This is a genomic window from Streptococcus cuniculi (genome assembly GCF_001921845.1).
In the GTDB taxonomy this organism is placed as follows: Bacteria; Bacillota; Bacilli; order Lactobacillales; family Streptococcaceae; genus Streptococcus; species Streptococcus cuniculi.
Map to the genome: position 1 here is coordinate 97,335 of NZ_MSJM01000004.1, position 22,895 is coordinate 120,229.

Genomic DNA, 22,895 nt, shown 5'->3' on the forward strand with positions numbered 1-22,895 from the left:
TAATATTAATTATATTATTCTAGTGTTACATGCTTTACCTGCTTTGTAGCTCTGATAATTCCTGTTTATTACGCAATAACTTTGTAAAAATCAGAAAACGAATGCTATTGGGCACTAGTGCTACAACTGCTTGAATAACAACAGTTTTATAATATTCAAATCGACTAATAAATCCTGTTTCTAAAATCTTTCTACGGCCGTCGCAGTATTTTTTCAAATAGGCAATCCCACCGCGTCTTTCAATCATGCCGGCACCTGTGCGGACATCCACTAAATACTCATCAATATTCATCCCTTTAGCGCCTGACAGTAACATTCTGACCCAAAGCATATCATCTTCCATCAAGGGTGCATCTTCATAGTTTCCTGCTCTCAAGACACTGCTTTTTTTAAACATAACTGTTACATGATTAAAGGCACTCCGACTTTTCTGATAGCGCACAATATCCTCATGCACTAGCGGAACTTTCCGAACCGCATTTGGATGTTGCGGATCTGTATCAAATTCCAAAATATGACTGCCACAGATATCTAATGCTGGGTCTTTCTCAAAACATGCCAATTGCTTCTCAAATCGTTCTGGACGTGCAATATCATCTGTATCCATTCGAGCAACCAATTCATGGCTACAATGCAACATTCCTTCCCGGAGTGCTAGTCCTAGACCGACATTTTTCTCCAAAGGCACTCGCTTGATGAGCCCTGGGTATCGCTCCTGATAGGTATCCAATACCTGATACAGTTCTTGTGACAGTGGGCCATCTTCCACAATCACCCATTCTGCTGCAGGGACTGTTTGATTCAATAAACTCTCAAAACAGTCCTGCAAATAGCGAGGGTTTTCTTTTATGTAGAGAGAGAGTAATACCGAAAGTGATTCTACCATTATATGACCACCTCATTGCGTATTACTAGCCCTGAGATAGGCAAAATAGAATAGAATCTATCTAGGTATTTGACCCCCCCCCCGATTATTTCGAGGGCCTTAAATTTAGGTTGTTTTCGGATCACTTTTTCTATATATCCAACAATTCCAATCATACTACCAACTCCATAACAAAAGTGAAATGTAAAAAATATCATGAGTAAACGGAAAAATTCAGCACCATTATCTGCTAATTTACTTGAAAAATAACTATTCACACTCATATACGATAACAACACTAGGGCAAACATCATTCCCATAAATGGAAATACCGTGCTAAGCAAAGCACTTCCCACTAATGCTGCTACAAAGAAAAAAGGGATAAAGTATTTAATACTCATACTTTGATGAGAATAGTAGAGAGAATAAACATTCCACTTCCCATTTCTTATCGCCATTTTTCCTAAAGAGGTGAGGGTGTCTCTACAAAAGTAAGAAGCAAAGCTTTTATTAGACAAGAGAATTTTATAGCCCTTACTACGAATTCTACTATTGATATCGTTATCTTCATTACAGGCTAGATATTCGTTAAACAGGCCAACTTCTTGAAAAATGTCACGGCGGAAAGCTCCAAATGGTACTGTGTCCGTATCTATTTCCTCTCTACTAATGCGAAATTGTGAACTGCCAACGCCAAAGGGAGAAGATAGGGCTTTAGCAATGCTACCGCCAACTTTTCCTTTCCCACGTGTCACCAGATAAAAACCAACATTAGCAACATCTCTCGTATCTAATAGTTCAACACATGAACGAATATAATTACTCTCATAGATGGTATGAGCATCCAATCGAATAATATATTTTCCGACACTATGCTTAATCCCCAAGTTCATCGCACTAGATTGAATTTTATCAGGGTTATCTATCAGCGTAATATTTAGAATGCTCGACGCTTGAAAGTCTTCTATCAGCGAACGAGTACGATCTGTAGACTGACCATCTACTAAAAATATTTCCATATTTTCAGCGGCATAGTCTTGTTGTTCAAGTGATTCTAGAAACGAACTAATATACTTTTCTTCATTTAAAATAGGTACAATGACACTGACAATCGGTATCTGCTTCTCCCCTATCATATTGTTCCTTTCACACTCGCTACAATTTCTTTTACATTTTCAATGATATACACCACATCCTCGTCACTAAGCTGTGTATGGAGTGGTAGGGTGAGCGTGTGTTCAAAATAACGGTAAGCATTTGGATAATCTTGGATGTCAAACCCCATATTGGCATAGGCGGTTAAGAGGGGCAGAGGTTTATAGTGAACATTGCAGGCAATGCCAGCTTCTGCCATTTTCTCAATGATTTGATTCCGTTCTGCTAGCGTAACTCCCTCAATATGCGTAATATACAAGTGCATAGAGGATACGTAATCAGCATGGAAATGCTGTAAGGGCTGAATTCTTGTTCCCTCAAATGATTGATTGTAGGCTGCAACAATTTCTGCCCGGCGCTCTAGCAATCCTTCATAGCGCTTCAGTTGAGCTAGTCCAATGGAAGCCATGATATCTGTCATATTGCATTTAAATCCTGGAATCACAATATCATATTCCCATGCTCCCAACTTGGTTTTTGCCAAAGCATCTTTGGTTTGTCCATGAAGTGAGAAGATTTGAAATTGACGATACAAGTCTTCATCATCTAGGTTTGGATGAGCTTTCCAAGTAACGGCTCCCCCTTCTGCTGTTGTCAAATTTTTAACCGCATGGAAAGAAAAGGCCGTAAAATCTGCGACATTTCCAATCTTTTGTCCCTTATAGGAAGCTCCAAAGGCATGGGCGCTGTCTGATAAGACCACAATTCGGCCAAATACTTCTTGGAGGGGCGATGCTGCTACAAAGGTTGAGCGATGTTTCTCTACTATCTCGAGAATCCGATTGTGGTCACATGGTATTCCTGCTAACTCAACAGGAATGATGACCTTGGTTCGGCTCGTGATGGCGCGTTCTACCGCATCATAATCCATTTCAAAATGATTCGCCTGAATGTCTACAATGACAGGTCTTGCACCAACATGCTCAATCACACTACAAGATGCCGTATAGGTCATGGCTGGAACGATGACCTCGTCTCCAGGGCCAACTCCCAATACGCGGAGGACAAGCTCCAATCCTGCCGTCGCTGAATTGAGGCAGACTGTTCTGTTTGTTCCAGTATAGTCTGACAATTCTTGTTCAAATTGTTTGGTTTTAGGGCCTGTCGTAATCCAGCCTGATTTTAAGGCATCGACAACCTCTGCAATTTCTTCCTCTGTAATATCTGGAGGAGAAAAGGGTATATTTCTCTTTTTCATTGTTTCTCTCACTTTACTACTTTGATGACTGTTTGAAACATAATCCGAATATCATTCCAAAAGGAAAAGGAGCGGATGTAGTCGAGGTTATAGGTCATCTTATCGGGTAATACTTTCTGCACGTAGGCTTCATCTGCGGTCATCCCACGTCCGATGTATGTTTCCATCAGCACATCTTCATCTTTATAGGCAATGCTAGCTGGCGAGGTAATCCCTGCTGGTAACAGTAGCGTTGCTTTCATCTCATCTGTATATTCTTTTGTATATTTTTCTACTTCAGGTCTTACGCCTACAAAACTCATATCACCAGCCAAGACATTAAAGAGCTGTGGAATTTCATCTAAGCGATACTTGCGGATCAATGCGCCTACTCGTGTGATACGGCTGTCATTTCCTACTGTCACTAAACTCCCTTTTTTATCAGCGTCTGCCACCATGGTTCGAAATTTATAGATTCTAAATTTTCTTCCATACTGGGTGATTCGTTCCTGACGATAGAAAACAGGGCCTGCACTATCGATTTTAATCCAGATAGCAAAAAATAATAATAGGGGGGAAAATAGAATCACTAGGAGAAGAGCCATGACCTTATCAAATACGTATTTACAAGCTAAATCAACTTTTTTACTCGCAAGAATCGTGCGATAAGGCGTCAGTACTTCATTCTCTTCACTGCCCATCAACATTTCATTGATCATTCTTACTCCTGTTTCGCGAACTCTAGCAATTTGTCTTTGAGTGTCTCAGGATCGTAGTCCAACAAAGTGCTAATAAATTCTTCGATTTCTTCTGGTTTTTTATAGGTTACACGTCCTACAAAAATCTTATCATAGATTTGGTCTGTCGTGCGTTCTTTCGTTGCAAGAAGCTCTTCATATAGCTTCTCCCCTGGTCGAATACCGCTCTCCACAATTCCAATTTCTTCTTCTGAATACCCGCTAAGAGAAATAATCTTTTTAGCCAAGTCGAGAATTTTAACCGGTTCTCCCATGTCTAAAATGAAAATTTCTCCGCCATTCATCAGGGCTCCTGCCTGGATCACCAAGCGGCTAGCCTCTGGAATAGTCATGAAAAAGCGGGTCATGCGAAAATCGGTCACTGTAACTGGACCGCCTTTGGCAATTTGCTCCTTAAAGAGGGGAACGACACTACCACGACTTCCCAATACATTTCCAAATCGAACCGCCGCAAAGCGGGTTTTGCCAGCTTCGTTTAGGCTCGTGACAATCATTTCTGCCACACGCTTGGTTGCCCCCATGATATTCGGAGGATTTACAGCCTTGTCCGTTGAAATCATGACAAATTTTTCGACACCATATTCTTTGGCTGCTTCTGCCACATTCTTGGTTCCGTAGATATTGTTTTTCACTGCTTCTGTTGGATTATATTCCATCAGCGGTACGTGCTTATGGGCTGCTGCATGATAGACCCTGTCTGGATGGTATTGAGCCATGATTTGAAAAATCCGCTCTCTATCTTGAATGTCTGCAATGATTGGAATAATTTCAATATTATTGCGATAGCTCATCGACAATTCTTTGTGAATGAGGTAAATCGAATTTTCTCCGTGTCCTAGCAGCAACATTTTGGCAGGTGAAAAGCGAATCAACTGGCGACATAGTTCTGATCCAATTGATCCTCCTGCTCCGGTTACTAGAATGGTTTTGCCCTGAATGTTGGAATAAAGGCTGGACTGATCCAATTCGACTTCTTGACGTCCCAGTAAGTCAACAATATCAATTTCGCGTAACTTACTGACACTCACCTGACCGGAAAGAATATCTTCCTGTCTAGGAATCGAATAGACCTTTGCCCTTGTTTTTTTACAAATATCATACACTCGTGCGTATTCTTCTGGATTCAGAGATGGGATAGCAATTACAATTTGGTCAATTTCATAGTTTTTGACAACCTCTGGAATTTGTTCCTCTGATCCTAGCACTCGCACACCGTGTAAGAGGGTTTGCCACTTGACAGGATCCTTGTCAACAATTCCGATAACATCAATATCTTTGAAAGAACGTATGGCTGTTTTTAAGAATAAATCAGCCCCCTGTCCTGCTCCCACGACTAGTGTCCTCTTCGCCTTTGCAGATTTCCGACCTAGCAAATCAACATCCTTAAATTCATAGGTCATTCGCCAAATGAGTCGTGATGCCCCAATGAGTAATAGGGAGAAAATGTAGCTCAGTAAAATAAAGCGATAACTAAAGACAATTTTCTGACTGAAGATAACGACAACTGAAATAGCATAACTCAACAAGAGGTTTTTTGCCATTTGCCAAAGTGCGACGTAATCTGTGAATCGATTTAAGATGGAATAGACATGTGTCGCATAGCCACACACCAAATAAACCAACCAAATCGCAGTCAAGAAAATCAACATTCGCTGTAAAGATAGATCGATGTAATTATCTAAGAAAAACTGAGTAACAAAGCCACTCATATAGATAATTAGGGCATCTACCATTATTAAAATAAAGCGTTTTTGCCCACGTGTCAATTTGTATTCCCCCTTTACAGTTTGAGGCTCCTTTTGTAGCCTCTGAGGCCCACTTCCTGACAAGCCTCCTGTAATTACTTCGTGAATTGTTCTAAAATCATTTTCAAAACGCCATTCACTTCTCTTTATATTTATTCGTAACTATATGAGTTCAACTTTCCCTATAGTAAGGAAAGTTGAACTAGATAGTCTCCTTTATCTGGTCAAACGACTTCGTTTAGCCAGTCACTAGCTGATTCTGTCTTATTTTCCAGCCATCACATCTTGGATCGCTGCTTTTGCAGCATTCAAACTCTCTTGATTCACTTCCATCATATAGAGGGTTGCGTCAGGCATGGCATAAGATGGTAAGCCCATCACACCTGTTCCAGTTAAGGCTTGTGATGTAACACTATAGCTACCACCAGATTCTAATTGACCGTTGATTAAGGTCATCATTGTTTCAAGACTCATGTTTGTTTGAATCGAATCTTCTAATCCACTAAGAATCTCATTGTAGTTTTTCAAGACAGCTGGTGAACTTAATTTGTTAATCAAGCCTGCAATGACTTTTTCTTGGTTCTTACCGCGGTCATTATCCCCACCTTGGAGAGAGTAACGCTCACGGACAAATTCCAAGGCTTGATTAGAATTAAGATGAACCTCTCCTACTGGGAAGAATGTTCCATCGTATCCTGTAAATTCTTGATCATTCGTAACATTGACTCCTCCCACCACATCAATGAGTTTTAAGAACGAGGTAAAGTTGAGACGAACATAATAGTTGGTCTTAATATCATAGAGATTTTCAAGTGTGTGAATCGATGCTTCGACGCCATAGATACCTGCGTGGGTCAATTTGTCGTTTTGGTCATTTCCGCCATCAGCGATTGGAACATAGGCGTCACGCGGAGTGGTGGTCAATAATACTTTCTTCGTTTTGCGATTGACCGTCATGATAATATTGACATCTGAACGAGACACAGAAGAAATTGGTCCGTAGGTGTCGATACCGCTGACGTAGATATTGAAAGCATCTCCACTAATCTCAGTACCTTGGACGCTTTCAACCTTTTTGCTAATTTTAAAGGTATAGAGCTTTTTGATTTTTGATGCATCATAATCGGCGATGATATTTTCAAACACACTGTTTAAAATGATGGCCGTTGCTTCGCCATTCATCAAGGATTGATAGGCTGATAAATAGGATGGAGCAGCATCTACTGTCAGAGAAATTTGCCGTTCTTTCTGAAGACTTTCTGTCAATCTGGTAATGTTTTCAGCATCAGTTCCAGTCGGCGCCAAGACATTTGTCACTTGACTGATATCTTTGATGTCGCTATCTGCTAAGACAATGACACTCATTTCATATTCTGAATATGAAGCTGTTGAATTGAGCTTATCTGAAAAACTCGTCACTTCTCGGATGGCAAACAGGGTCGCCCCACTCACTAAAATAGACAAGATGAGGAAGGTCAGCGTAAAGCGCGGTGCTTTCTTTTTGAAGACTAAGAATCCAAACAACAACACCACAAGGGCTAAAACAGCGGTTGCGATAATATTGAGATTGCGGAACGCCAGCATGTTATAGCGATAAATCGCAAAGATGATGAGGCCTGCCATTATCGTAAAAATAACCGCTAAAACGCGATTGAGAATGCTCAGTTTCCCGCCCTGTTGTTTTTCTTTTTGTTTTGTTGTTCTTCTCGAACGTCGTTCCATTTTTAAACCTCCAAAATAGTATCTCACTAGTATGAGTATACCATAATCTTGCTTCCGTTCATATGCTAAAGCAGGGCATTCCCCTGACTAGATATTGAAACCATTGGTATTTTATCATATTTTAAGATTTTTTTCCACTCCCAACCTATTTTTCGAAAGGGGTGGGGTGATGTAGCTATTCCCTTCCTATTTTCCTATGTAGCAAGCCTGTTATCTACTCCTTAGTATACTTGACATCTAGGGGTAGAACTGTCATAATAAACAGAGTATGGGTACATTCTTGTTTTTGACAAGAGTGTATTTAACATCAATTATCCGAATGATCGAGGCTTATCTATGTTGTTTACAACGCAAATATTTTTATTTATCTTTTTCCCGCTTTCTGTGTTGGGCTATACCATCATCAATGGGCTAACCTCTCTCAGAAGTGTTCGTAATCTGTTTGGAAAGAAGCATATATACATACGAAATCTATTTCTAATAGGATGTAGTCTCTTCTTTTATATGTGGTCTTCATTTGATAATGTGTTTCGATTTTTATTTTATATCGCTGTTGTCTATCTCATTGCTTTATGGATTGAGAAGGCAAGAGCGAAAGGATACTATCTAAACATTTATCAATCTTCCATTAGTCAAAAGCGCTTCTATTTGGCACTCTTACCGCTATGGATTGGGATATTCCTTACGACTTTTGCTTTAATTTACTATAATTATTCCAATTTTTTGATTCAGTGTTGGAATCTGTTGTTTGGAGACCATATTCCTCCTAAATCCTTACTCACTCCTCTCGGAATATCTTTCATCACCTTTTCTAGCATTTCCTATTTGACAGATATTTATCGAGGACAGGCGACAGCAGGTAATTTCCTTGATTGCCTTCTTTATCTTTCCTTTTTTCCAAAAGTGATTTCAGGTCCCATTATTTTATGGAAAGATTTTCAGAGACAGATTGGAAAAAACACGGTATCTCTAACCTTGGCTACAGACGGTATCAATCGTATAATGGTTGGTTTTGCCAAAAAAGTGATTCTAGCAGATACCTTTGGTGCTTGTTTGGCTCAAATTTCAATCTCCGCCATGGATCAAGTGACGGCACTTGGAACACTTGTACTCTATATGTTACAAATTTATTATGATTTTTCAGGCTATTCAGATATTGCCATTGGTCTTGCCAAAATTTTGGGATTTGAATTCAAAGAAAATTTCAATTTCCCATATCGTTCTACCTCTATTTCTGAATTTTGGAGACGTTGGCACATTTCCTTAGGGACTTGGTTTAGAGAATACATCTATATTTCCCTAGGTGGAAGTCGTAAAGGGCAGCGACAAACTTTACGTAATTTAATCGTTGTCTTTGCTTTAACCGGGATTTGGCATGGTGCAGGGTTCAACTATATTCTTTGGGGTGGCATCAATGCACTATTTGTTGTGACTGAGCGCATTATTCACGATAAAGATTTCTACAAAAAAACGCCGACGATTGTCAAATACATCATTACAATGGGAGTTGTCTTGCTATCTTGGCAATTATTCCGATTCCAAAAACTTTCTGATATTTCCATCGTATTACATGCAGTTCTGGGCAAAGGGACTAACCAGCCGATAGCCTACAACTGGCAATACTATTATGATGTAAAAATCATCTCACTCTCTTTGATTGGCATCATCGGAGCGACCTTACTAGGATCTCAGAGAATGAAACAGTGGTACTACAATGTAACTTCTACCACTATTGGTTACTTGATGCAAGAGATCATCTTATTGGTCATTTTTATCGTAGCAATCTTGTTTATGGTTAATTCGACCTATAGTCCATTTATCTATTTCCAATATTAATAGAAACGGAGAGATTGATGAAAATTATTAAAGTTCTTACAATAGCTGCATTTTCAATGATGATACTCATTCCCGTTGCCACTTTTCGTTTTGCACCTCATATTTCCTCTGAAATTGACAATCGCATGTTAATGGAAAATCCATTTTCAAAAGAAGTATCGGGAGATAGCGAGGCAGATTTAACAGATAATATTGAAAACTATGTGAATGACCGAATTGGCTTTCGCGATGAAATGATTCTGGGCTATACTCTCTTAAACGATCGTTTGTTTCAGAAGATGGTCCACCCTAGTTACCTATATGGAAAAGATGGGTATGTCTTTGGTTCTGGTCTTACAACACCTACCTACCAGTATTCTGATTATCATGAGACATTTGCAGACATGATTAAGGCCGTACAGGACTACTGCAATGAGCGAGACATTCCTTTCTTGTTTGTCTTAAATCCAGCAAAACCTGCTGTATTAACAGAACATATCCCTGCTGGTATTCACTACGATCGGGATTGGGTAGAAAAATTCCTTGCCGCTCTTGATAAGCGCAAGGTTCGCTATCTGGATAATACCGTCACTCTTCGCGCAGAGACACAAGAAGGTAAGGTTGTTTTTAACCAAAAATATGACGCCAACCACTGGAACGATTTAGGCGCTTTTTATGGAACGAATGCTATTTTATCAGAGGTGAAACATGACTTCCCTAACGTGCAATTAAATCAACTCGAACAACTTGATGTGTCTAGTCGGTTAGAAGTCTCTTTACCCGTATCTCAGTTTCCAATCCACGAAGAGGTTCCTGTTATCCAAGTCCCTACTGGAGATATTACAAGCGCTAAAACCGATCTATTCAAAGATGAATTACAATTAGACCCAACCTACCATACCTTTGGTTACTATCAAAATCGCTCTAAAATGAACAAAGAAACACCGAAGGTGCTCATGTTCCAAGGAAGCTATATGAATAACTTCGGGCATAAATATTTAGCCAACGCTTTGGGTGAATATATCTCTGTTCATGACTATCAAAATATTTTAAATTTCCCTTATTATTACAATATTTTCAAGCCTGATATGGTCATCTTTGAAGTGGCTGAATATACCTTTTCAAACACCTACTTTCAGTATGATAAGATGAAGCAATTGGATTTCAATCCTGTACTTTCCTCTATCCATCATACTGGGTCCTCTACAACGAAACAAACTTTACCGGCCAATCAATTGAGTATTGACAAAGGAGAAGCCCTCACTAAGATAAGCTGGAAAACTGATGCCTCTCACCAATATGTGTGGCTAACGCTCGATGAGGAGGTATACGATATGGAAAAAACCGATGATGGATATGTCGCTACACTTCCTACTGAAAGTCTTCCTGAACATCCAAAAATAGAGATCGTTTCGCAAGATGGACAAGACATCGTATGGTATCAATAGGAGCCTCCTGCAATAATATCCTCTTTAGAACTGCCATAAAAACTGTGCCTTTCAGCTTTTAAATGAATCATTAAAGTTGAGCCTGTTCAATGGATGCAGCCTTCGCATCACTTGACAAGCTCACTTTTTTTATGTCTGAAAGACAGTCTTTGTTATCAAAAAATCCGCCCTATCTATCGATAGCAGACGGATTTGAACAGATTGTTTTTTCCACTCCCAATCTATTTTTAAAAAGGGGTGGGAGCACTAGCAGAGAGCCATGGTTAGAATCGCTGTTTGGCTCTTCCACCACTTGTCTAATCCAAGGCCTTGATTTCCAAAATCATGTCGCGGATTTGGGCTGCGAGTTCGAAGTCTAGGAGGCCTGCGGCTTCTTGCATTTGACCTTCCAGCTTCTTCACCATGTCGCGGCGCTCTTGCTTGTTGAGGCTTTCGATGTCCACGGTTTCTTCCTTATCAGGCATAACGCTCTTCGTCACACTAATCAAGTCGCGGATTTCTTTCTTGATGGTCTGTGGAATAATGCCGTGTTTTTCATTGTATTCCATCTGAATCTGGCGACGGCGGGCAGTTTCATCCATGGCCCGCTGCATAGAATCGGTGATTTTATCCGCATACATAATCACATGCCCCTCGCTGTTGCGGGCTGCCCGTCCAATGGTCTGAATCAAGCCTCTCTCATTGCGGAGAAAACCTTCCTTATCAGCGTCAAGAATAGCGACCAGACTGACCTCTGGCACGTCAATCCCCTCCCGCAGGAGGTTGATTCCGATGAGGACATCAAAGACGCCCAAGCGGAGGTCACGAATAATCTCGGTCCGCTCCAAGGTCTTAATATCGCTGTGCATGTACTTGACCTTGACCCCCATTTCTTTGAGGTAGTCGGTCAAATCTTCCGCCATTTTCTTGGTCAGCGTGGTGATAAAAGTCCGCTCGCCCTTTTCCACCCGCGCGTTAATCTCACCTAGCAAATCGTCCATTTGTCCCATAGTGGGGCGGACTTCGACTTCAGGGTCTAGGAGGCCTGTCGGACGAATGATTTGCTCGACAATGGTATCGGTCTGCTCCATTTCATAATCCCCTGGTGTTGCAGAAACATAGACAATCTGGTGCACGTGGCTTTCAAATTCCTCACGGCGCAGGGGACGATTATCCAAGGCGCTCGGCAAGCGGAAGCCGTAATTAACCAGCATTTCCTTGCGCGAACGGTCGCCATTGTACATGCCCTTAATCTGCCCCATGGTCATGTGACTTTCATCAATCATGATCAGGAAATCATCCGGGAAAAAGTCCAGCAGGGTATAAGGTGGCTCACCCTCGCTACGACCGTCCATGTGACGGGAGTAATTTTCGACCCCGTTGGTGTAGCCCATTTCCCGCAGCATTTCAATATCGTACTCGGTCCGTTGTTTGAGGCGTTGGGCTTCGAGGAGCTTGCCTTCTTGTTCAAATAGGGTCAGCTGGTCTGCCAATTCTGCCTGAATCTTGCTGATGGCTGTTTCCATGTAATCATCGCTGGTCACAAAGTGCGTGGCTGGGAAAATCGCTAAATGATCTACTTCTCCCAAGACCTGCCCTGTCAGAGCTTCGATTTCTCGAATCCGATCAATTTCATCTCCAAAAAACTCCACTCGAAAGGCATGCTCATCACGGCTGGCTGGGAAAATTTCCACCACATCACCGCGAACACGAAAACGCCCCCGCTGGAAATCGATGTCATTGCGCTCAAACTGAATATCGACGAGATCATTGAGCAGTTTGTCGCGTGAAATCTCAAGTCCCGGCCGCAAGCTGACCACGCTATCAGCGTATTCTTTGGGCGAACCCAGACCGTAGATACAAGAGACAGATGCTACCACAATCACATCATTGCGCTCTAGGAGAGCCGATGTCGCAGAGTGGCGGAGCTTATCAATCTCATCATTGACCGAGCTATCCTTTTCAATGTAGGTATCGCTCGACGGCACATAGGCCTCTGGCTGGTAGTAATCGTAGTAGGACACAAAATATTCCACCGCATTTTCAGGGAAAAATTCCTTGAACTCTCCGTAGAGCTGACCTGCTAGCGTCTTGTTGTGGGCGATGACAAGGGTAGGCTTATTGACCCGAGCAATGACTTGGCTCATGGTGTAGGTCTTACCTGTTCCTGTTGCCCCAAGCAAAATCTGGGCTTTTTCGCCCCCTTCGATATTGTCCACCAATGTTTCAATCGCATCGGGCTGGTCACCAGACGGCTGATACTTTGATACTAATTTAAACTGATTATCGGTTCTTCTATCAATCATACTATACCTCGCTTTTCTATTTTATCATAAATGGCACTGAATGACTGGTTTGGAAAATGTGCATCTGAAAAAGCCTATGAGGCTCGTGTTCGATTGAAGAAAAAATTCGTCCGCGCCACCTAAGAAAAGTATCTAATGCTCGCTCTGCTTACGAAAATCGGAAATCGAATTTCAATTAGCAGGGCTTTTAAACTTGTTTAAATCGGAAATCGGGTTTATCTACGTTCTGAAAAAAGAGCCTATGAGGCTCTTTTTTGATGCAATGCCCAAGCTAGATAAGCACAACCGATTGCTAGTACAATAGAAGCGAAGATACTGCCTTCTGATCCGAATTCACCACCAGATAGATAATCTGGAGCTGACGTTGGAGAAAAGCCCATCAAGGAGTAGGAAACGCTGATTCCACTAACATTGATTCCAAAAACTGTTCCCTGGAAGCAATTCCAAGCAGCATGTACGGCTGATACTCCCCAGATATTGTCTGTTTTTAAGACATACAGACAGGCAAAGAGCCCAAAGAGGGCGATATTTAACAAGGAAATCCAACTAATGGCATTATTGCCCAAATGAAGCAGGGAAAACAGTACGCTGGACACTAAAATTCCGATAGGGAGAGAGGTCCTGCGTGCCACACCTGGAAAGAGCCAGCCACGAGTGGACAATTCTTCGGTTGCACTTTGGAGAAACCAGAGAGGAAAAATCAAGAGAAAGTTTAGGAAATTCAAACCTGAGAAATAGGTCGCTGTCAGCTCGATAGCCCCTGTCAAGCATTGCGCTGCCACAACTGCACTAATCAGCAGTATGCCAACTCCCAGACCTTTCAACAGCTCTTTAAGCGCATGTTTCTTGTAGAAACCCAGACCCGAAATCGGCCTTTTTTCCACAACTCGCACCCAGAGCAAAATGAGGATAAAGGCACCTGAAAAAGGTAACAACTTCAAGAACACGGGATCCAGCACATAGAAAAGGCTGTAAACGAAATCTGCTATCGAAAAATCCTGTGCGATATAGCCAACATATCCTGCGACTATAAAGCCAATATCTAAGACCAATTGCACGATAAACGGTAAAAGAAAAGCGTATAGCCAATTTAACTTTTTATCCGAATGTATCCTTATAGCTGCAAACATCCTGTTTTGTTCCATCTTATTTCTCCCTTTCATGGATTAGTCATTTTATTGTACCGATTTTTGCTCGAATATTCAATCAAAAACCATATAAAACATACAGATGTTACATCTTCTGACATACACCTTTGCAAATCTAACCTATTTATGGTATACTATCCATTATGTTTTAGAAACGAAGAGGGAAAACATAATGAAAATGACTTTTCATGGATTTCCTCATCGTTATTTTTAATGAAGGAGAATTGAAATGAAGAAAAAATGGTTTACATTGGCAGCTCTTCTGCCACTATTCTTCCTATTTTCACCAGTCAAAGCCGACGATACAGTCGATATTGTCTTTGATTCGACCTATGCACCTTTTGAGTTTAAAGACTCAGACCAAGTCTATAAAGGACTTGATGTAGATATTATCAACGAAGTGGCCAAACGTTCCAACTGGACTGTCAGCCAAAGTTTCCCTGGATTTGATGCAGCGGTCAATGCGGTTCAATCAGGTCAAGCCGATGCCCTCATGGCAGGTACTACTATTACCGAGGCTCGCAAAAAAGTCTTTACTTTCTCAGACCCTTATTTCGATACCAAAATCGTCATCGCAACAACCAAAAAAAATCCTGTATCTGACTACGCTCAGTTAAAAGGAAAAACAGTCGGGGTCAAAAACGGAACGGCTGCACAGAACTTCCTTAACGAACATAAGAGCGAATATGGCTATAGCATTAAAACCTTTGATACGGGCGATACCATGTACAATAGCTTGTCTGCTGGTGCTGTTGATGCCGTCATGGACGATGAAGCGGTCATTCAATACGCGATTCAAAAAGGCCAAGACTTGACCATCAATATGAAGGGTGAAGCGATTGGTTCATTTGGATTTTCGGTCAAAAAAGGCAGTCACTATGAATACCTCGTGGACGATTTCAACAAGGCGCTTGCTGCGATGAAAAAAGATGGTAGCTACGATCGTATCGTGAAAAAATGGCTCGGTGGCCAATCAGCTGCTAGCAAAGAAGACACATCTGATTACGGATCGCTTCTTAGCCTTACTGGAACAGCCGGTGCACTTGCAACCCCTGTAAAATCTTCTTATACCATCGTATCTGACTCCTCTTTTGCTCCATTTGAATACCAAGGAAAAGATGGAAAATACACAGGAATTGACATCGAATTAATCAAGGCAATTGCCGAGCAACAAGGATTTACCGTAACCATTCAAAATCCTGGTTTTGATGCCGCCCTCAACGCAGTTCAAGCTGGGCAAGCTGACGGGGTTATTGCCGGAATGACCATCACAGATGCTCGTAAAAAAATCTTTGATTTCTCTGATGCTTACTATACATCAAGCATTCGCCTTGCAATCAAAAAAGGTAGCAACATCGCGCGCTACGAAGATCTTTCTGGTAAAACAGTCGGCGCTAAAAATGGTACTTCTTCTTACACTTACTTAGAAGAAAATGCAGCCAAGTATGGCTATACGCTGAAAGCCTTTGACGAAGCATCTACTATGTATGATAGCTTAAATTCTGGTTCTATCGATGCGCTTATGGATGACGAAGCCGTGCTTCTTTATGCCATTCAACAAGGACGCGATTTTGAAACACCAATCGAAGGAATTGCAACAGGTACTCTTGGATTTGCTGTGAAAAAAGGTAGCAACCCAGAATTAATCGAGATGTTCAACAATGGTCTTGCTGAATTGGTCAAATCTGGCAAATACGATGAGATTATGAACAAGTATTTCAATGATAGTGAAAACACCGACGCTTCTGCTGCTTCAACAGTAGATGAGTCCACCATCTGGGGCTTGCTTCAAAACAACTACGGCCAGCTGCTATCTGGTCTTGGGATTACCATCGGTTTAGCTCTACTTTCTTTTGCTATCGCTATCGTCATCGGTATTATCTTTGGAATGTTTGCGGTTAGCCCATTCAAGACACTTCGCGTCATTGCTTCTGTCTTTGTCGATGTGGTTCGCGGTATTCCATTGATGATTGTCGCAGCCTTCATCTTCTGGGGCATTCCAAACTTGATTGAATCGATGACAGGTCAGCAATCCCCAATCAACGACTTTGTCGCAGGTACCATTGCCCTCTCCCTCAACTCAGGTGCTTATATCGCCGAGATTGTGCGTGGAGGTATTCAGGCTGTTCCTGTCGGACAAATGGAGGCGTCTCGTAGTTTGGGAATTTCCTACGGTACGACCATGCGCAAGATTATCTTGCCACAGGCCGCAAAATTGATGTTACCAAACTTCATCAACCAATTTGTCATCACTTTGAAAGACACAACGATTATCTCTGCGATCGGTTTGGTGGAATTGTTCCAAGCTGGTAAAATCATCATCGCACGGAACTATCAATCTTTCCGAATGTATGCAATCCTTGCGATTATCTATTTGATTGTCATTACACTCTTGACACGTCTTGCACGGAAACTTGAAAAAGGAGGCAACTAATGGCTCAATTAAAAATCAACGTCCATGACTTACACAAGTCTTACGGCGATAACGAAGTCTTAAAAGGCATTACAGCTAAATTTTACGAAGGGGATGTGGTCTGTATCATCGGCCCATCTGGTTCTGGTAAGTCCACCTTCTTGCGCACTATGAACCTGCTTGAGACGATTACAAGCGGTCAGGTAACGGTGGATGGCTTTGATTTAACCGATCCAAAGACCGACCTTGATACCTTCCGCTCCAATGTCGGAATGGTGTTTCAGCACTTCAATCTCTTTCCGCACATGAGCGTGCTAGACAATATCACCTTTGCTCCAATTCAGCATAAATTGATGGATAAGGCAGAGGCTGAAACAGTTGGTATGGAATTGCTGGAAAAAGTCGGTTTGGCAGACAAACGCGATGCCATGCCAGATAGCTTGTCTGGTGGTCAGAAACAACGTGTGGCCATCGCCCGCGCTCTTGCCATGAATCCTGATATCATGCTCTTTGACGAGCCAACTTCGGCTCTTGACCCTGAAATGGTCGGCGATGTACTGAATGTTATGAAAGACTTGGCCGAGCAAGGGATGACCATGCTGATTGTCACCCACGAAATGGGATTTGCCCGCAAGGTAGCCAATCGCGTTATCTTTACAGATGGCGGTGAGTTCTTAGAGGACGGCACACCAGAGCAAATCTTTGACAACCCACAACACCCACGCCTCAAGGATTTCCTTGATAAGGTGTTGAATGTTTGATAAAAATAAAAAAGGCTCTAAGCCTTTTTTCAGTTTCAAAAAAATTCTTTTTCTACCATTTGTCAAGTCTATCAATGGTTTTTGGAAATATTTTTTAAATAGTTAGTAGATTTATGGTGTCTACTGACTATTTTTAGATCGTTTAGAATGAAAAAAGTGTACACTAAAACAACACCTCATTTTGAAAATTTCTGATAAGGTGTTACAATAATAAGGCATAAACGACTTTACTGATTTTTGGTTGAAGTATAATCGTAAAGTTTATTATGCGTAATGAGGTAATGTAATGTATCGTTCTGATGAGACGATGCATGGAGGCAATCGTATGTGGCTTAGTTGAAGTCCCTTGCGATTGTCTTTTTCGTTTCTCATAGAAGTCAGCGATATGACACGGCTTAGTGTGACTAGCAGAAGCAATGTTGTGAATACACTTGAAAAGAATCTTTCTAGCGTAAGGATTGCCACGCTTAGTAATGTGCTCCTTGGCTAAAAAGTTCCCAGATTCATAGTGTCTGAGATCAATCCCAATAAAGGCGTTGATTTGATTGGCAGACTGAAAGCGGCGAATATCACCGAGTTCGCCAATGATACTTGTCGCAGTGGTTTCCGCTATTCCAGGAATAGAGAGCAGAATCTCATATTCTGGTAATGGCTGAGCGAATGTCACCATTTCGTCCAGAACAGCTTGCCTACGCTTAGACAGTCTAAGTAGTTCTTGCGCATAGTAACGGACTTCTTCCACCATGGGAGAAGTTTTCTTGATAGCACCATAAGACTGTTCAGCTAGTTCTGTGAGTTTTTCAGCCAAAGAAGCGACACGCTTGTCAGAGATACGTTTTGAAGTCGACTGACGGATACTGTTCATTAACTCACTGTTCGTTTGATTTAAGACAAAATCCTTGCACGGAAAAGCCGTAACCAAGTTCCAGTATTGCTCGCCAGTTGGTGTGGATAAGATATTTTCCAACTCAGGAAATGTCACTTGTAAGACCTTGTGGAGACGATTCTTAGCACGTACAATATCTTCTGTTAGGTTTTGATAGAAACGGCTTAAATCTCTTAGTTGTTGGTAGACTTCTTCCTGAACATAGGTTGGTTTTCTGTTTAGCACAAACTGAGATTGGGCTAATTTTTCAGCGTCAATTTTGTCTGTTTTACGCACTCGCAGGCTGTCCAGTTGCTTCTTGGCTTCCAGAGGATTGAGCCGTGTATAAGCATAGCTATTTTCCTCGAGGAAGGTTTGAAGACGACGAGAATAGACGCCTGTTGCTTCAAAGACAATTTCAGGATGTTGGACAGTTTTCAAATCACCTAGCAGACGAGAAAATCCGATGGCATCATTAGGCATGGTATAGCCGTGAACCTGCTCACCGTTGACTAGAATCGCCACTTCTGAACCTACTTTACTAACATCTATTCCAAATACTGCACGCATGATAGTACCTCTTTGTCTTGTTTGATTCCTTATTTTAGTGATTTCATTTTCAATACTCGACGTCAAGCGTCCCACATACTTTGAAAAAATTCCATCTAAAACAGGTGTCTTGCCAGTTTGTGATACGACGTCAAGCGCCTAAAGAACTTACGACTTAACAAGACACCTCTACTTTAACATAAAGAAAAAGTAGTGAGTACTCTCTCCCGTCGGAGATTTTCTCACTACTAATCTTAGTATGTTTGTGCTACTTTTCTTAGGTGGTGCGGACGGTAGCGACTTCCTATGGAATTCCATACCTAAATTTTGAGCCCAAGGTCTCAAAATTTCCGAGTAGCGTCATTACCGGTAATGACGCTACTTTTACCACAGCGAAAAGTATCTGATGAGGCTCGCTCCGCTCGCGAAAATCGGCAAATCAAATGTTGAGGTAGCAGGGCTTTTGAACTTGTTTAAATAGATCTTGGGTTTGTCTACGTTACGAGAAAGGCTCTAAGCCTTTTTATAGTCTTTTGAATTAACTTTGATACATCGTCACTTTCGACTTACCGTACTCATAGTCAATGAAAATCAAGTACTGTCCGCATCTCTGTTCCTGATCTGAAAGTTCATTCATTTGACTATATATAACTAAAATAGATGGGATAAAACTCTAACCTCAAATATAAAAAGCGAACAAAACTAGTTTTCTGAGCCTCAGAATTCTGTCTTGTTCGCTTTTTATGTCTCATTTATCAACTTGAAGAATGGATGAGAAAGAATTTCAAAAATCAAAATCTTTTTGTCCCCGCCTCATGTTTAGTCTTTCTTTTTGCTCCAACTGTTTTCAATATCGTCGATGACCTCTGCCAGCACTTCTTTTTCTCCTTCAAAGGCAATCAAGTGCACTTGGTCTTCGTCCTTGAAGACCCAGTTAATCAGATATTGACCTGATTTCATGATGATATTGATTTGAAAGGTATCATGATCTGAAACGGTTGTCTTAGCACCCCAAATCTTGTCCACATTGGGATTTTTGTCCCAGTTATAGTATAGACGATTGGCGATTGTCTCTGCTGTCCATTCTTCACCCTCTCCAATATTGGCTTTTTCTTTTGTGAGAGCATTCAAAGTGACAATATTGTAGCCTGTCCCATCGGTATATTGGATGTCATCACCGCCATTTAAGTCCTTAAAAGGAATCCAATTTTTCGGAATATCAATGTAGCCATACTCATCCGAACCAATCCGTTGCGTGCCGTCCGTCTTTTTCTCTGTTTTAGCAGCTATCGAGCTGCTAGTAGACTCCGAACTGGCTGCCGAAGCTGTTTGACTTGGCTCACTATCTTTGATTGAAGTTGAGTTCGTTTTTCCGCAGGCAGTTATAGCAACTGTTGCTAATAAACTAAACGCTACTACCATTAATTTCTTTTTCATCCTATTCTCCTTTTCAATTCGGACTACTTTAACAGAATCATTTTGTATTTTTCTAAATACAAGATAACACTGTCTGCTACTAGGTTTACGCTCGGGGATAAAATAGCACACCTATCGAAACCCTGCGCTAACGCTTGGGGATAGAACAGTCCACCGGACTTACCTCGCTCTCTTATTTCCAAGCTCGGGATAAAACACCCCACTTGGGGCCCTTCGCTTTCATATTTCTAGGCTCAGGGGATAAAATAGCACACTGGGGGACCCTTCGCTTTCGTATTTTAAGGCTCGGGGATAAAATAGCACACCTATCGAAACCCTGCGCTAACGCTTGGGGATAGAACAGTCCCCCCGGACTTACCTCGCTCTCTTATTTCCAAGCTCGGGATAAAACAGTCCACTGGGGGACCCTTCGCTTTCGTATTTTAAGGCTCGGGGATAAAATAGCACACCTGTCGAAACCCTGCGCTAACGCTTGGGGATAGAACAGTCCACCGGACTTACCTCGCTCTCTTATTTCCAAGCTCGGGATAAAACACCCCACTGGGGTGTTTTATTATTCATCATCCATGCTCAATACGCTTAGGAAGGCTTCTTGTGGGACTTCGACGCTTCCGATGGCTTTCATGCGTTTTTTACCGGCTTTTTGTTTTTCGAGGAGTTTGCGTTTTCGTGAGACGTCTCCTCCGTAACATTTGGCCAAGACGTTTTTACGGAGGGCTTTGATGTCGCTACGGGCTACGATTTTTTGTCCGATAGCGGCTTGAATTGGGACTTCAAATTGCTGACGTGGGATAATCTTCTTGAGCTTATCGACAATCAATTTTCCACGTTCATAGGCAAATTCTTTGTGGACGATAAAGCTAAGAGCATCGACCTTGTCGCCATTCAAGAGAATATCCATTTTCACCAATTTCGATGGGCGGTATTCGGAAATTTCATAGTCAAAACTTGCATAGCCTCGAGTTGATGATTTCAATTTGTCAAAGAAGTCAAAGACAATCTCTGCTAGCGGAATCTGATAAATCACGTTGACCCGATTGTCATCAATATAATCCATGGTCACAAAATCGCCACGCTTGCGCTGTGCCAATTCCATAACAGCTCCGACATATTCCTGCGGTACCATGATTTGGGCTTTGACATAGGGCTCTTCGATGTTATCAATCTTGGTTGGGTCTGGAAATTCGGACGGATTGGATACTTCAATGGTCTCCCCGTCTGTCATATTGACATGGTAGACTACAGACGGTGCGGTCATAATCAAGTCGATATTAAACTCCCGCTCAATCCGCTCCTGAATAACATCCATGTGCAAGAGACCTAAAAATCCACAGCGGAAACCAAATCCGAGGGCCTGGGAGGTTTCTGGCTCGAATTGCAAGCTGGCATCGTTGAGTTGCAACTTTTCAAGCGCCTCACGGAGGTCATTGTACTTGTTGGAGTCAATCGGATAAATCCCTGCAAAGACCATTGGATTCATCTGCTTATAGCCTTCAAGCGGTGCATCTGCTGGATTGGTTGCTAAAGTCACAGTATCACCGACACGGGTGTCTGCAACAGTCTTGATTGAGGCTGCAATATAGCCAACGTCACCTGTCGCTAAGTAATCACGCCCAACGGCTTTCGGAGTGAAAATCCCGACTTCTGTCACATCAAAAGTCTTGCCGTTACTCATCATCTGAATGGTGTCACCAGGCTTGACCACGCCGTCCATGACCCGCACTTGCAGGATAACCCCACGGTAGGCATCATAAACGGAGTCAAAAATCAAGGCCTTGAGAGGCGCTGTCACATCTCCTGCTGGTGCAGGGACTTTTTCCACGATTTGCTCTAAAATTTCTTCAATCCCAATCCCAGCCTTGGCAGAAGTTGGGACTGCTTCACTCGCATCAAGACCAATCACATCTTCAATTTCCTGACGAACGCGCTCTGGATCTGCCGCAGGCAGGTCAATCTTATTGATAATCGGCAGGATTTCCAAATCATTATCCAAGGCCAGATAGACATTGGCTAGAGTCTGCGCTTCGATTCCCTGCGCCGCATCGACCACCAAAATCGCCCCTTCACAGGCAGCGAGGGACCGCGATACTTCATAGGTGAAATCGACGTGTCCCGGGGTGTCAATCAAGTGAAAAATGTAGGTTTCTCCGTCTTTTGCAGTATAATTCAACTCGATGGCATTGAGTTTAATGGTAATTCCACGTTCACGCTCCAAGTCCATACTGTCCAGCAATTGAGCCTGCATTTCACGGCTGGAGACGGTCTCTGTCTTTTCTAAAATACGGTCTGCCAAGGTTGACTTTCCATGGTCAATATGGGCGATAATGGAGAAGTTGCGAATCTTCTCCTGACGTTTCTTTAAATCTTCTAAGTTCATATCTCATCCTTTAGGGTGTATTCTATTCATTATACCAAAAATCGGCGCACTTGACCACCTAGGACTAGCGGGTTTTCAGAGAATATCCCAGACGGCTTAGGCTAGTAAAATGGCTTGATTTTTCCTGTCAAAAGGGGTATTCAAAAGCTAGAAAATACAAGGAGGGCTAGTCATGCGGAAACAATTTCTTTCAGGAGAGTTTTTTCTGTTCAACTATCAGTTGATGACCTATTTCAATAGTTCCCGCTGGCGCAACTATTTTCCTATCACCCAAGAAATTTTCTACTAGTTGAGAGGGGGGTCATCACATTTTGGGTGGTGCTACTGGGCTACTTCTTCTAGACTCGCTGGAGATGGTCGACCTGGCACCTTTTC

General features: G+C 42.0%; 14 protein-coding genes and 1 pseudogene. 4 read left to right on the forward strand and 11 right to left on the reverse strand.

What is annotated here, in order from left to right; translation table 11 throughout:
- Nucleotides 1-34: 34 nt before the first annotated feature.
- The 6 genes from BU202_RS05285 to cpsA form a co-directional block, all read right to left on the reverse strand.
- On the reverse strand, nt 35-886 hold the full coding sequence (locus BU202_RS05285) for a glycosyltransferase (protein WP_075104754.1): 852 nt from the start codon (nt 884-886) through the stop codon (nt 35-37).
- A complete protein-coding gene (locus BU202_RS05290) occupies nt 886-2,001 on the reverse strand; it encodes a glycosyltransferase family 2 protein (protein ID WP_075104755.1) in 1,116 nt (371 codons plus the stop codon). Before BU202_RS05290 ends, BU202_RS05285 begins: the two co-directional genes overlap by 1 nt.
- Complete coding sequence (locus BU202_RS05295; RefSeq protein WP_075104756.1) at nt 1,998-3,218, reverse strand: DegT/DnrJ/EryC1/StrS family aminotransferase; 1,221 nt, start codon at nt 3,216-3,218, stop codon at nt 1,998-2,000. The genes BU202_RS05290 and BU202_RS05295 overlap by 4 nt, the downstream gene beginning before the upstream one ends.
- Nucleotides 3,219-3,226: 8 nt before the next feature.
- Nucleotides 3,227-3,916, reverse strand: coding sequence for a sugar transferase (locus BU202_RS05300; protein WP_075104757.1), 690 nt, complete (start codon nt 3,914-3,916; stop codon nt 3,227-3,229).
- A gap of 2 nt (nt 3,917-3,918) precedes the next feature.
- Nucleotides 3,919-5,721, reverse strand: a complete 1,803-nt coding sequence (locus BU202_RS05305) for a polysaccharide biosynthesis protein (protein ID WP_075104758.1) — start codon at nt 5,719-5,721, stop codon at nt 3,919-3,921.
- A gap of 243 nt (nt 5,722-5,964) precedes the next feature.
- Nucleotides 5,965-7,422: an LCP family glycopolymer transferase CpsA gene (cpsA, locus tag BU202_RS05310; protein WP_075104759.1), complete on the reverse strand. Its 1,458-nt coding sequence runs from the start codon at nt 7,420-7,422 to the stop codon at nt 5,965-5,967.
- 504 nt (nt 7,423-7,926) lie between these two features.
- Between cpsA and BU202_RS05315 the strand changes: the two genes are divergently transcribed.
- Nucleotides 7,927-9,258, forward strand: a complete 1,332-nt coding sequence (locus tag BU202_RS05315; protein ID WP_244149026.1) for an MBOAT family O-acyltransferase — start codon at nt 7,927-7,929, stop codon at nt 9,256-9,258.
- Nucleotides 9,259-9,275: 17 nt separating this feature from the next.
- Nucleotides 9,276-10,685 (forward strand): alginate O-acetyltransferase AlgX-related protein, encoded by a 1,410-nt coding sequence (locus BU202_RS05320; RefSeq protein WP_075104761.1) that lies wholly within the window; start codon nt 9,276-9,278, stop codon nt 10,683-10,685.
- Between the two features lie 296 nt (nt 10,686-10,981).
- On the opposite strand, the gene uvrB is transcribed toward BU202_RS05320, so the two are convergent.
- A complete protein-coding gene (uvrB, locus tag BU202_RS05325) occupies nt 10,982-12,970 on the reverse strand; it encodes an excinuclease ABC subunit UvrB (RefSeq protein WP_075104762.1) in 1,989 nt (662 codons plus the stop codon).
- A 239-nt stretch (nt 12,971-13,209) separates the two neighbouring features.
- Nucleotides 13,210-14,115, reverse strand: coding sequence for a CPBP family intramembrane glutamic endopeptidase (locus BU202_RS05330; protein WP_075104763.1), 906 nt, complete (start codon nt 14,113-14,115; stop codon nt 13,210-13,212).
- Between the two features lie 232 nt (nt 14,116-14,347).
- Between BU202_RS05330 and BU202_RS05335 the strand changes: the two genes are divergently transcribed.
- Entirely contained in the window at nt 14,348-16,552 is a 2,205-nt protein-coding gene (locus BU202_RS05335) for an ABC transporter substrate-binding protein/permease (protein ID WP_075104764.1), read from the forward strand.
- On the forward strand, nt 16,552-17,292 hold the full coding sequence (locus tag BU202_RS05340; RefSeq protein WP_075104765.1) for an amino acid ABC transporter ATP-binding protein: 741 nt from the start codon (nt 16,552-16,554) through the stop codon (nt 17,290-17,292). Before BU202_RS05335 ends, BU202_RS05340 begins: the two co-directional genes overlap by 1 nt.
- Before the next feature lie 227 nt (nt 17,293-17,519).
- Here BU202_RS05340 and BU202_RS05345 read toward each other — a convergent pair.
- The 3 genes and pseudogenes from BU202_RS05345 to lepA all read right to left on the reverse strand — a co-directional run bounded on the left by BU202_RS05345 (nt 17,520) and on the right by lepA (nt 22,520).
- Nucleotides 17,520-18,727 (reverse strand): annotated as a pseudogene (locus BU202_RS05345) (IS110 family RNA-guided transposase).
- Between the two features lie 798 nt (nt 18,728-19,525).
- A complete protein-coding gene (locus BU202_RS05350; RefSeq protein ID WP_075104766.1) occupies nt 19,526-20,143 on the reverse strand; it encodes a hypothetical protein in 618 nt (205 codons plus the stop codon).
- A 553-nt stretch (nt 20,144-20,696) separates the two neighbouring features.
- Complete coding sequence (lepA, locus tag BU202_RS05355) at nt 20,697-22,520, reverse strand: translation elongation factor 4 (protein ID WP_075104767.1); 1,824 nt, start codon at nt 22,518-22,520, stop codon at nt 20,697-20,699.
- Nucleotides 22,521-22,895: the final 375 nt, after the last annotated feature.